The 12,058-nt window shown below is 74.6% G+C and carries 9 protein-coding genes; 7 read left to right on the top strand and 2 right to left on the bottom strand.

What is annotated here, in order from left to right:
* Window positions 1–6: 6 nt before the first annotated feature.
* Window positions 7–489 (bottom strand): hypothetical protein, encoded by a 483-nt coding sequence (locus ACN26Y_RS11970; RefSeq protein WP_230688962.1) that lies wholly within the window; start codon window positions 487–489, stop codon window positions 7–9.
* 121 nt (window positions 490–610) lie between these two features.
* Between ACN26Y_RS11970 and ACN26Y_RS11965 the strand changes: the two genes are divergently transcribed.
* The 5 genes from ACN26Y_RS11965 to ACN26Y_RS11945 all read left to right on the top strand — a co-directional run bounded on the left by ACN26Y_RS11965 (window position 611) and on the right by ACN26Y_RS11945 (window position 7,279).
* Window positions 611–1,405, top strand: a complete 795-nt coding sequence (locus ACN26Y_RS11965) for an alpha/beta hydrolase (protein ID WP_155330361.1) — start codon at window positions 611–613, stop codon at window positions 1,403–1,405.
* A gap of 64 nt (window positions 1,406–1,469) precedes the next feature.
* Window positions 1,470–2,975 (top strand): AlkA N-terminal domain-containing protein, encoded by a 1,506-nt coding sequence (locus ACN26Y_RS11960; RefSeq protein WP_422734719.1) that lies wholly within the window; start codon window positions 1,470–1,472, stop codon window positions 2,973–2,975.
* Window positions 2,972–3,484, top strand: coding sequence for a methylated-DNA--[protein]-cysteine S-methyltransferase (locus ACN26Y_RS11955; protein WP_155330359.1), 513 nt, complete (start codon window positions 2,972–2,974; stop codon window positions 3,482–3,484). The genes ACN26Y_RS11960 and ACN26Y_RS11955 overlap by 4 nt, the downstream gene beginning before the upstream one ends.
* A gap of 37 nt (window positions 3,485–3,521) precedes the next feature.
* The gene (locus ACN26Y_RS11950) at window positions 3,522–5,360 is read left to right on the top strand and encodes an ABC transporter ATP-binding protein (RefSeq protein ID WP_155330358.1); all 1,839 of its coding nucleotides are present in this window, start codon (window positions 3,522–3,524) and stop codon (window positions 5,358–5,360) included.
* A complete protein-coding gene (locus ACN26Y_RS11945; RefSeq protein WP_155330357.1) occupies window positions 5,357–7,279 on the top strand; it encodes an ABC transporter ATP-binding protein in 1,923 nt (640 codons plus the stop codon). The genes ACN26Y_RS11950 and ACN26Y_RS11945 overlap by 4 nt, the downstream gene beginning before the upstream one ends.
* 13 nt (window positions 7,280–7,292) lie before the next feature.
* Here the strand turns inward: ACN26Y_RS11945 and ACN26Y_RS11940 are convergent, their stop codons facing one another.
* Complete coding sequence (locus ACN26Y_RS11940; RefSeq protein ID WP_155330356.1) at window positions 7,293–8,765, bottom strand: hypothetical protein; 1,473 nt, start codon at window positions 8,763–8,765, stop codon at window positions 7,293–7,295.
* Window positions 8,766–9,139: 374 nt separating this feature from the next.
* Between ACN26Y_RS11940 and ACN26Y_RS11935 the strand changes: the two genes are divergently transcribed.
* Together ACN26Y_RS11935 and valS are read left to right on the top strand one after the other, a co-directional pair.
* Entirely contained in the window at window positions 9,140–9,421 is a 282-nt protein-coding gene (locus ACN26Y_RS11935; RefSeq protein ID WP_422734718.1) for a trypsin-like serine protease, read from the top strand.
* A gap of 39 nt (window positions 9,422–9,460) precedes the next feature.
* Entirely contained in the window at window positions 9,461–12,025 is a 2,565-nt protein-coding gene (valS, locus tag ACN26Y_RS11930) for a valine--tRNA ligase (protein WP_155330355.1), read from the top strand.
* Window positions 12,026–12,058: the final 33 nt, after the last annotated feature.

Below are 12,058 nucleotides of genomic sequence, written 5' to 3'. Positions count from 1 at the left end.
CGAGCGTCAGTCGCGGGGACCGGGCTGGCGGGGGACGACGGGCTCGATCCGCAGCGTGCCGGGGGCCAGCTCGGCGGCGGCGGCGAGCGGCAGGGTGAACCGGGCGTCGGCGGCCGGGACGGTCGCGTACGACTCGCGGAGCATCCACCGGACCTCGTCGGCCGTCCAGCCCAGGCCGGGCCGGGCGGCGATCTCCCGCAGCAGGCGCAGCGCGGCCCGGGTGTCGTCGTCGTAGAACCGCATGCACCAGTGGTGCACCCACATGCCGAGGGCGCGCAGCCCGTCGTCGTCCAATGAACGGACGAGCCGGCCGCAGGCGGTGTCGCCGAAGGCGCGCCCCGGGTCACCGGCGCGGTCCCGGTCGAGGGCGCCGACCGCAGCGGGAGCGACGGCCCGCATGCGGAAGTAGAAGCCCTGCACCACCGCCCGCTCCAGCGGAGGGTGCCCGTCCCGCGTCGACGCCGCCTGCCGACCCGCCCCGCTCGCCATCGCCGCACCCCTTCTTGAGTTGATGGCGGGACGGTACCGGCCACAACCGACAGTTTCCCGCACGACCGGAGCGAACGCGCGGCTAGGCTCCGCAGGACGGGCCAGGTAGCCGGGGGGTGTCATGAAGCCCGACACGATCGTGCTCATCCACGGCTTCTGGGTGACCCCGCTGAGCTGGGAGGGGTGGAAGGCCCACTACGAGGCCCAGGGGTACCGGGTCCTCACGCCCGGCTATCCGGGCTTCGAGGTGGGCGTGGAGGCACTGAACTCCGACCCGACCCCGATCGAGCGACTGACCGTGCCGGACATCATCGCGTCCCTCGAGGCCGTGCTCCGCGAGCTGGACCGGCCGCCGATCATCATGGGCCACTCCGCGGGCGGCGCGTTCGCCCAGATCCTGCTCGACCACGGCTTCGGCGCGGCCGGCGTCGCCCTCAACTCGGCACCGACCGAGGGCGTCAAGGTGGCGCCCCCGGCGCAGCTCAAGGCGTCCTTCCCGGTGCTACGCCATCCGTTCGACCGCGAGCGGGCGACCGGACTCAGCCCCGAGCAGTGGCGGTACGCGTTCACCAACACGTTCCCGGAGGAGGAGTCGCTCGCCCTGTACCGGCGCTACCACGTCCCCGCCTCCGCGGCGATCTTCTGGGGCAGCCTGCTCGCCAACGTCCAGCCCGGCCGGCAGGACACCTGGGTCGACTACCGGAACGACGCCCGGGCGCCGCTGCTGTTCATCTCCGGCGGCGAGGACCACCTGATGCCGCCCGCGGTGCAGCGGTCGAACGTGGCGCACTACACGCCGAACGCGGTCACGGAGATCCGTGAGTACCCGGGCTACGCCCACCTGCTGCCGGCGCAGCAGGGCTCGGAGCGGATCGCGGACGAGGCGCTGGCCTGGGCGCTGGAGCACGCAAGCTAGCCGGTCCACGGCCACGTCCGATTCCCGCCAGCAGACGCGTCCGGCGCGGAGGCATCATCGGTGCGTGGACCTGGACTTCGAACGGTGCTACCGGGCCGTCGACAGCCGCGACCAGCGGTTCGACGGCTGGTTCTACACCGGCGTGACCTCTACCGGCATCTACTGCCGGCCGTCCTGCCCGGCGATCACCCCGAAGCGGCAGAACGTCCGGTGCTTCCCGTCGGCCGCCGCCGCACAGGGCGCCGGCCTGCGCGCCTGCCGCCGGTGCCGGCCGGACGCCGCGCCCGGGTCCCCGCAGTGGGACGTCCGGGCCGACGTGGTGGGTCGCGCCATGCGGCTGATCGCCGACGGTGTCGTCGACCGGGACGGGGTGCCGGGCCTCGCGGCGCGGCTCGGCTACACCGAGCGGCACCTGCACCGGATGCTCCGCGCCGAGTTGGGCGCCGGCCCGCTCGCCCTGGCCCGGGCGCAGCGCGCGCAGACCGCGCGGACCCTGATCGAGACCACCGCGCTCGGGATGGCGGACGTCGCGTTCGCGGCCGGGTTCGGCAGCGTCCGGCAGTTTAACGACACGGTCCGCGAGGTGTACGGGGTCGCGCCGACCGAGCTGCGGACCGCCCGGGGCCAGCGTCCGGCGCCGGCCGGGGCGGGCACGATCACCGTACGGCTCGCGTACCGGCCGCCGCTGCACGCCCGGGCCCTGCTGGACTTCCTCGCCCTCCGGGCGCTGCCGGCGGTCGACGAGGTGCGCGCCGGCACGTACCACCGGGGCCTGCGGCTGCCGCACGGCACCGGCGAGGCGGCCCTGACCCCGGCGGACGGGCACGTGGTGGCGACGCTGCGGCTGACCGACATGCGGGACCTGGCGCCGGCGGTGGCCCGCTGCCGCCGCCTGCTCGACCTCGACGCCGACCCGGTGGCGGTCGACCAGACGTTGGCCGCCGACCCCGCCCTCGCCCCGGCGGTCGCGGCGGAGCCCGGCATCCGCGTCCCCCGCGCCGCCGACGGCTTCGAGATGGCCGTCCGCGCGATCATCGGCCAGCAGGTCTCGGTGACGTCCGCCCGCACCACCCTGACCCGCCTCCTGACCCACCTCCCCGCCCCGACCGCCGCCGTCGATCATGAAGTTAGCGGGTACGAAGGAGATCAACTCACCCGTCAACTTCATGATCACGCCGAGGCGGGGCGGGGGTTGCGGGGGTTTCCGTCGGCTGGGGAGGTGCTGGGGGTGCCGGATTCGGGGTTTGGGATGCCGGGGGTGCGGCGGGAGACGATCCGGGGGCTGGCGCGGGCGGTGGTCGACGGGGTCCTGGACCTGGAGCCGGGCGGGGATCGGGAGGAGACCCGGCAGCGGCTGCTGGCACTGCCCGGCATCGGGGCGTGGACGGCGGACTACGTCGCGCTGCGCGCGCTCGGCGACCCGGACACGTTCCTCCCCACCGACCTCGCCGTACGCCGCGGCGCCGCCGCCCTCGGCCTGCCGGACGACCCGAAGACCCTCGACACGTACGCCGACCGCTGGCGCCCCTGGCGCTCGTACGCGGTCATCCGACTCTGGAGAGCAGCATGAGCACGATCGACAGCACCGTCATCGCCACCCCGGCCGGCCCGCTCAGCGTCGTCGCCGGACCCGACGGGGCGGTCCGGGCCGCCGGCTTCACCGCCGACCCGCAGACCCTGGTCCCCCTCATCCACCCGAGCCTGCGGGCGCCGCTACGGCCCCGGCCCGACCTCGGCCCGGTCACCGCCGCCGTCGCGTCCTACCTGGACGGCGAACTGACCGCGATCGACACCGTGCCGGTGGAGCAGCACACCGGTGGGGCGTTCATGGCGTACGCGTGGACGGTGCTGCGGGAGGTGAAGCCGGGCGAGCCGGTCACGTACACCGGGTTCGCCGGGCTGGCCGGACGCCCGGCGGCGGTCCGCGCCGCCGCGGCGGCCTGCGCCCGCAACGCCGCCGCGCTCTTCGTCCCCTGCCACCGGGTGCTGCGCACCGACGGGACGCTCGGCGGCTACCGCTGGGGGCTGGACGTGAAGAAGTGGCTTCTCGGTCATGAGCGGCGCTTGACAACAAGCTGACACCGGCACCGCTCCCAATTGCCGCTACCGTCGGGTAGTGCCTGCGGAAAGTGAAGGAGACTCGGTCCCCGCCACGGGCCGACATCCGCTGCACAACCTCTGGCGCCTGCGGCACTACCTGCGCCCGTACGCGGCGGAGTTCGCCTGGCTGCTCGTCGCCGGGCTGGCCGCCACCGCGGCGGGGATCGCGGTGCCCTTGGTGGCGCAGCGCGTCGTGGACGGCCCGGTCGCCCGGCAGGACCCGGGCGGGCTGGTCCGCCTCGCCGGCCTGGCGCTGCTGCTGGGTCTCGCCGAGGCACTGCTGATCTTCATCCGGCGCTGGGTGCAGTCGTCCTCCTCCGTCGGCATGGAGGCGGCCATCCGCGCCGACGTCTACGCCCACCTGCAACGGCTGCCGCCGAGCTTCCACGACCGGTGGCAGTCCGGTCAGCTGCTGTCCCGGATCACCACCGACCTGTCGGTGATCCGCCGGTTCCTCTCCTTCGGCCTGTTCTTCCTGATCCTCAACCTGGTCACCTACGTGGTCGTGGTGGTGCTGCTGATCCGGCTGCACCCCGTGCTGGGGCTGCTGGTGGCGGCGAGCGCGGTGCCGCTGTTCCTCATCGCCCGACGGTTCGCGCAGGCGTACCACACCGCCTCCCGACGCATGCAGGACCAGCAGGGCGACGTGGCGACCCTGGTCGAGGAGACGGCGCAGGGGCTGCGCACGATGAAGGCGTACGGGCGGGGGCCGCAACTCGCCGCACGGTTCGCCGAGGGGGCCCGGGCCCTGCACGACACCGGCGTCGGCAAGGGGCGGCTGCTCGCCGCGACATCGGCCCGGCTCGACCTGGTGCCGAACCTGACCCTGGGCGTCGTGCTGGTCGCCGGTGCGGCCGCCGCCGCGAGCGGCGCACTCACCATCGGGGAACTGGTGGCGTTCGTCAGCCTCCAGCTCATGCTGGTCTGGCCGGTGCAGGGCCTCGGCTGGATCATCGCCGGCGGGCAGGAGGCGGCGACCGCGGCCGACCGGGTCCGGGAGCTGCTGGACACCACGCCCGCCATCGTGGACCGTCCGCACGCGGTCGCGCTCGGCCGGGCCGCCGTACGCGGCCGGCTGGCGTTCGAAGGGGTCTCGTTCCGCTACCCGGGCGCCACGGCACCCGTCCTGCGGGCCCTCGACCTGACCGTCGAGCCGGGTGAGACGGTGGCGCTGGTGGGCGCGACCGGCTCGGGCAAGAGCACCCTGCTGTCCCTGGTGCCCCGGCTGCACGAGGCGGGCGACGGGCGGATCACGCTGGACGGGCACGACCTGCGGGACCTGCGCCTCGCCTCGCTGCGCCGGCTGGTCGGGGTGGCCTTCGAGGAGCCCACCCTGTTCTCGATGTCGGTGTGGGAGAACCTCACGCTGGGCCGGCCCGACGCCGGTGAGGAGGAGGTCCGGGCCGCACTGGCACTGGCGCAGGCCGACTTCGCGTACGACCTGCCGTGGGGGCTCGCCACCCGCGTCGGAGAGCAGGGCCTGTCGCTCTCCGGCGGGCAGCGGCAGCGGTTGGCGCTGGCCCGGGCCGTGCTCGGCCGGCCGGCGGTGCTCGTGCTCGACGATCCGCTGTCCGCCCTCGACGTGCACACCGAGGCGATGGTGGAGGCGGCGCTGCGCCGGGTGCTGCGCAACACCACCGCGCTGGTGGTCGCGCACCGACCGTCCACCATCACGCTCGCCGACCGGGTCGCCCTGCTCGAGGAGGGACGGATCACGGCGGTGGGCCGCCACTCGCACCTGCTCGGCGCCGTGCCCGCGTACCGTGCGCTGCTCTCGGCGGAACCGCCGACCCGCGCGCCCGGCCCCGCGGCGGGTGGCCCCGCACCCGACGGGCGGGGCCTGGTGCGGTCGTGACGGAGGCCGACGACGACACCGGTGGTCCGCCCGGACCGGTGCCGTCGCCACGACGGCCGCCCGACCCGCAACGACGGCCGCCCGACCTGGACAGTTGGCGCGGGATCGCCACCGACCCGGACGCCGACCGCAGCCACGCCGAGGACACCGACCCCGCGGCGGTGGCCCGCCTCCGCGCGCGCAGCCGGGTGCTGCTGCGGGACCTGCTGCGCCCGCACCGCTGGCGGCTCGCCGTCGCGGTCGCGTTGCTGCTCGGGCAGAACGCAGCCGGCATGGCCGGGCCGTACCTCGTGATGCTCGGCATCGACCGGGGGATCGCGCCGCTACGGGCCGGGAATCCCGGCCCGCTGGTCGGGATCGCCGCCGCGTTCGCCGTCGCCACCGCCATGGAGTACGCGGCACGCCGCGGCTTCCTCGTTCTCTCCGCACGGATCGGCCAGGCCGTCCTGCTCGACCTGCGACAGCGGGTGTACGGCCAGTTCCTGCGGCTGTCGGTGGGATTCCACGAGCGGTACACGTCGGGGCGGATGGTCTCCCGGCTCACCAGCGACCTCGACTCGATCGGCGAGTTGGCCGGCGGCGGCATCGACAGTCTCGTGCTCGCCGCCCTGTCCATCCTCTCGGTCGCCGCCATCCTGCTCTGGCTCGATCCGCCGCTGGCCGGCGTGACTTTGCTCGCGTTCCCGTTCCTGTACTGGCTGTCGCGCTGGTTCGCGCGCGCCTCGGCGGCGGCGTACCGGCGCACGCGGGAGACGATCGCGCTGGTCATCGTCCACGTCGTCGAGTCGATGCGGGGCATCCGGGCGGTGCAGGCGTACCGCCGCGAGCGCCGCAACCAGCGGATCTTCACGGCGGTCAGCGACGACTACCGGCGGGCCAGCCTGCACGCCTTCCGCCTGATCGCCACCTACTCCCCCGGGATCAAGGTGATCGGCAACGTCACCGTGGCGGTGGTGCTGTGCTACGGCGGCTGGCGGGTGCTCGACGGCCACACCGAGATCGGCGTCCTCGCCGCCTTCCTGCTCTACCTGCGGCGGTTCTTCGAGCCCATGCAGGAGCTGAGCCAGTTCTACAACTCGCTGCAGTCGGCCACGGCCGCGCTGGAGAAGCTCGCCGGGGTGCTCGACGAGCGGCCCGCGGTGCCCGAACCGGCCCGGCCGGTGCCGCTGCCGGCCGGGCCGGCCCGCGGCGCGGTCACCTTCCGGGCGGTCACCTTCGGGTACCGCCCGGACGCGCCGATCCTCACCGGCCTGGACCTCGACATCCCGGCCGGGCAGACCGTCGCGCTGATCGGCCCGACCGGCGCCGGCAAGTCGACCGTCGCCAAGCTGCTCGCGCGCTTCCACGACCCGGTGACCGGGGAGGTGCTGCTGGACGGCGTCGACCTGCGCGACGTCGCGGACGCCGACCTGCGCCGCGCGCTCGTGCTGGTCACCCAGGAGACCCACCTCTTCGGCGGCACGGTCGCGGAGAACATCCGGTTCGGCCGTCCCGACGCCGACGACGACGCCGTGGCGGCGGCAGCGCGGGCGATCGGCGCGCACGACTTCATCGCCGCGCTCCCCGAGGGGTACGCCACCCAGGTGCACCGCCGGGGCGGCCGGCTCTCCGCCGGCCAGCGGCAGCTCGTCGCCTTCGCCCGCGCGTTCCTGGCCGACCCGGCGGTGCTGATCCTCGACGAGGCGACCTCGTCACTGGACGTCCCGACCGAACGGGCGGTCCAGCACGCCCTCGGCACCATCCTGCGGGACCGCACCGCGCTGGTCATCGCGCACCGGCTGTCCACCGTGGAAATCGCCGACCGGGTGGTGGTGCTGGAATCGGGGCGGATCGTCGAGGACGGCCCGCCGGCCGAGCTGGTCGCCGCCGACGGCCGGTACGCCGCGCTGCACCGGCAGTGGCGCGACTCGCTCGTGTAGGACCACCCGTGCCCTACGTGGCGGACGCGGCCGGCTCGGCACTCCGGTCCGGAAGAGGACGGTCGACCGCGCGGGCGAACCCGAAGAGCACCACCAGCAGCACGGCGCCCACCGTGGTGAAGAGCGGAAGGGTGAAGGACGACTCCTGCCCCGTCACGTCGCCGGCCTGGGAGCGAACCATGACCGGCGCGAGCGCCGTCGCGCAGAGCATCAGCGTGGCCGGCCCGAGGACGAGCACACCCGCCCCGTCACCGTTCACCATGCCGGCCTCACGGGCGGGCGGCGGCCCCGCCGGACCGGTCACCAGGACGATGCCGGACCCGAGGGCCAGGCCGAGGCCGACGGCGACCAGCGCCGGCCCCACCGTGTCGGACGACGGGAGTTCCGCCCGGGGCGCCGGCCAGGTCAGGGCGGTCGCGGCGGCGGCCACCACCAGCCCGAGCGCGTCCCAGGGCAGCAGCCGCGCCGCGTACCGACCCGCCAGCGCACCCCCGGCCACCGCCCCCAGCCCGAGCAGCAGGACGAGCGCTGTCCGGGTCGCCGGCGACCGGCCGATGTGGGGGAACGTGAACACCACGATCGGTGCCGCCGCGGCGCCGAGCACCACCCAACGGGCGGCCCGCGCGCGGCCGAGCCGGTACGCGTAGGCCGCCAGCAGGAGCGCGGCGACGGCGGCGAGGACCACGGCGGACACCTGGGCGAACGACTCGGCAGCCCGATCCGGGCGGGCGATCTCGTCCGGACCGGGGCGGTACGCCCGGATCATTCCCATCCGCAGCGCCAAGCCCACGAGGAACAGCGCGGTGACGGCGATCACCGCCACGGGCGCGCCGGGCCGGAACCGGGCCGGGCCGACCATCCCTCTCCCGCTCCCCCGGACGTACGTGACGACGGCGGCGACCACGACCAGCCCGAGGGCGAGCCAGAGCATGAGGTCGCCGGGGCGGACGACACCCGGCTGCGCGCTCGGCACCGTCGTGCCGTCCGGAGGCGACACCGCGACGAACAGGTCGGTGCCGACCGGGTGCAGGACCAGCCCGGCGGCCAGGCCCGCACCGGTCCACCAGGAGGTGGTTGGCGACGCCTGGGCGACGGCGAGCAGCACGCCGCCGAGGGCGAGCCCGAGGCCGGCGGTGGCGGCGAGCGCGAGGGCGACCTCGCGTGTCGTGCCCACCTGGATGGGTAGCAGGGCCCTCATCATCAGGTCGGTGGTGGTCAGGCTGGCGGCGAGGTAGACCGCCAGGCCGGCCGCCGCCACCAGCCACCCGGGCAGCCGCGGCAGCAGCGCCGGCACGGCGATCGCCGCGGCGAGCACGGCCGTCGCGTACACGCCCGGTCCCATGGGTCCGCGGACCAGTATTTCGGTGAACACGGCGAAGACCGCCAGCGGGAACCCGTCGGCCGCGACGACCAGGCCGACCGCCGCGGCCGCGACGACGCCGACCACCTCGGGCCACACCGCGCGTGGCCGGAGATCCTCGTCCATGGTGGTCCTCCCCCGCGGCGCCGTACGGACGCGGTGATGCTGCCACAGAAGCCCGCGGGCGGGTGTCCCCTGAACGGGCCCGGCTCGGTCGCCACTCGCACAGCCGATCATGACTAGCGCGACGTCCGGCGCCAAGCCCAGCCTGATCAACTACTGGTGCGTGCCGGACAACCCGCGCTGCACCCGGAGCCGGGACGTCGCCGTCACCGGTCTGGTGCCGGCGAGCGCCGTGCAGGTCGGCTGGGTGGTCTGCGCGACCGGCTCCGCCTACACGCCGAAGCCCGGAGAAAAGTACGGATTCCGGCGCCGGGGCGGGCTACCTGCTCGGCACCCGGTGCGGCGAGGTCACCGGCAAGGCGAATGGCGGTATCGAGGTGCGGATCTGCGCCCGGCCGGGCGACAGCGGCGGCCCGCTGTTCACCGAGTCGGACGGCAGGGCGGTCGGCATCGTCTCGTACGGGGACCGGGCAGCGGCCCCTGCACCAACCCCGACGAGCGCAACGTCCACGCGCCGGTCTCCACCATCCTCGACCGGGCGAACGCCCGGACCGGTGGAACCCTCGGCCTCCAGCTGGCCACCCGTGGCCCGCTGTTGGTGCGGCACCCGTCGGTGCCCCGGTCGGCGACGGACCCCCGACGTGCGCCCCGCCGGGTAATCCGCTGCCCGGCGGGCGGTCGCTGCCTACCATCGACGGATGACTGATACGGCGAGGACGGCCCGCGCCGGCGTCCCCGAGCGTCCGACCCTGGACGGGCTCGAGGAGACCTGGGCGCGCCGCTGGCAGGAGGAGGGCACGTACGCGTTCGACCGCGGCAGAAAGCGTTCGGACGTGTACGCGATCGACACCCCGCCGCCGACCGTATCCGGCGAGCTCCACATGGGACACGTCTTCTCGTACACCCACACCGACCTGGTGGCCCGGTTCCAGCGGATGCGCGGTCGCACGGTGTTCTACCCGATGGGCTGGGACGACAACGGCCTGCCGACCGAGCGCCGGGTGCAGAACGTGTACGGGGTGCGCTGCGACCCGGACCTGCCGTACGACCCGGCCTGGGTGCCACCGGACGCGCCCGTGGACGACGCCGCGCGCAAGGACCCCACCCCGATCTCCCGGCGCAACTTCATCGAGCTCTGCGAGCGGCTCACCGTGGCCGACGAGCAGGTGTTCGAGGCGCTGTGGCGGCGCCTCGGCCTGTCCGTGGACTGGTCGCTGACGTACACGACGATCGGGCGGGTCGCGCGGGCGACCAGCCAACGGGCGTTCCTGCGCAACCTGGCGCGGGGCGAGGCGTACCAGGCGGAGGCACCGACGCTGTGGGACGTCGGTTTCGCCACCGCCGTCGCCCAGGCGGAACTGGAGGACCGGGAGCGGCCCGGCGCGTACCACCGGCTGCGCTTCCACGGGCCCGGCGGCCGGGAGGTGCTGATCGACACCACCCGACCGGAGCTGCTGCCGGCGTGCGTGGCGCTGGTCCACCACCCCGGTGACGAGCGGTACGCGGACCTGGTCGGCGCGGTCGTGCGTACCCCGGTCTTCGGGGTCGAGGTGCCGGTGCGCGCGCACCCGCTGGCGGACCCGGCCAAGGGCACCGGCATCGCGATGATCTGCACGTTCGGTGACCTGACCGACGTGACCTGGTGGCGCGAGCTCCACCTGGACACGCGGGTGGTGATCGGCCGGGACGGCCGGCTGCTGCCGGAGGCGCCGGCCGGCGTGCCGGCGGAGCCGTACGCGGCGCTCGCGGGGCAGACCGTCAACGGCGCCCGGCGAACGGTCGTGCAGCTGCTGGCCGACGCGAACGATCTGGTCGGCGAGCCGCGCCCGATCACCCACCCGGTCAAGTTCTACGAGCGGGGCGACCGGCCGCTGGAGATCGTGTCGACCCGGCAGTGGTACCTGCGCAACGGCGGCCGGGATCCGGAGCTGCGCGCGGAGCTGCTGGCCCGGGGGCGGGAGCTGCGCTGGGTGCCGGAGCACATGCGGCACCGCTACGACCACTGGGTGGGGGGCCTGACCGGTGACTGGCTGGTCAGCCGGCAGCGCTTCTTCGGGGTACCGGTGCCGGTGTGGTACCGGCTCGACAACGCTGGCGAGCCGGACTGGTCCCACCCTCTCACACCGGACGAGTCGGCGCTGCCGGTCGATCCGTCCACCGACGCGCCCGCCGGGTACGACGATTCGCAGCGCGGAACGCCGGGCGGCTTCGTCGGCGACCCGGACGTGCTGGACACCTGGGCCACCTCGTCGCTGACCCCGCAGATCGTCGGCGGCTGGGAGACCGACCCGGACCTGTTCCGCCGGGTGTTCCCGATGGACCTGCGCCCGCAGGGGCAGGAGATCATCCGCACCTGGTTGTTCGCCACGGTGGTCCGGTCCCATCTGGAGCACGGGGTGCTGCCGTGGCGGGACGCGGAGCTGTCCGGCTGGATCCTCGACCCGGACCGCAAGAAGATGTCCAAGTCCAAGGGGAACGTGGTCACCCCGATGGCGCTGCTGGAGGAGCACGGCGCCGACGCCGTCCGGTACTGGGCGGCGAACGGCCGGCCCGGCACCGACCTCGCCTTCGATCCGGCGCAGATCAAGGTGGGCCGGCGGCTGGCCACAAAGCTGCTGAACGCGTCGCGGTTCGCCCTCGGGCTGGGCGCCGCCGACGCGTTGCGCGCCGCGGCGACCGAGCCGCTCGACCGGTCGATGCTCGCCGACCTGTCCGGGGTGGTCGCCACGGCGACGGCCGCGTTCGAGGCGTACGACCACACGGCGGCGTTGCAGGCCGCGGAGGCGTTCTTCTGGCGGTTCTGCGACGACTACATCGAATTGGTGAAGGAACGCGCCTACGGCAGCGGGCCGGGGGCCGACTCCGCGCGGGCGGCGCTGGCCGGCGCGCTCTCGGTGCAGTTGCGGCTCTTCGCCCCGGTGCTGCCGTTCGCGACGGAGGAGGTGTGGTCCTGGTGGCGGTACGGCTCGGTGCACCGCGCGCCGTGGCCCACCACGTACGAGGTGGGGCGGGCGATCTCCGGCGAGGGTGACCCGGAGCTGCTGCGCCTCGCCGGGGACGCGCTCAGCCAGGTGCGCCGCGCCAAGTCGGAGCGGAAGCTGTCGATGAAGGCGGAGGTGCCGCTGGCCGAGGCGCTCGGCCCGGCCGCACTGCTCGACCAGCTCACCGTAGTCGCCGACGACCTGAAGGCGGCGGGCCGGATCGGCAAGCTCGACCTCCTCCCCGACCGCACCCCCGAGCTGGTCATCGCCTGCGCCTTCTGAGGTGTAAGGAAGGGCCCCCTTTTAACGCCTGGT

Origin of the sequence: Micromonospora sp. WMMD558, from assembly GCF_049315255.1 — a bacterium.
In the GTDB taxonomy this organism is placed as follows: Bacteria; Actinomycetota; Actinomycetes; order Mycobacteriales; family Micromonosporaceae; genus Micromonospora.
The sequence above is the reverse complement of the archived record's forward strand: the minus strand, read 5'-3'. Positions and strand labels throughout refer to the sequence as shown.

Coding starts and splice junctions, on each gene's coding strand:
- ACN26Y_RS11970 (WP_230688962.1), bottom strand. CDS start 489: ATGGCGAGCGGGGCGGGTCGGCAGGCGGCGTCGACGCGGGACGGGCAC.
- ACN26Y_RS11965 (WP_155330361.1), top strand. CDS start 611: ATGAAGCCCGACACGATCGTGCTCATCCACGGCTTCTGGGTGACCCCG.
- ACN26Y_RS11955 (WP_155330359.1), top strand. CDS start 2,972: ATGAGCACGATCGACAGCACCGTCATCGCCACCCCGGCCGGCCCGCTC.
- ACN26Y_RS11940 (WP_155330356.1), bottom strand. CDS start 8,765: ATGGACGAGGATCTCCGGCCACGCGCGGTGTGGCCCGAGGTGGTCGGC.
- valS (WP_155330355.1), top strand. CDS start 9,461: ATGACTGATACGGCGAGGACGGCCCGCGCCGGCGTCCCCGAGCGTCCG.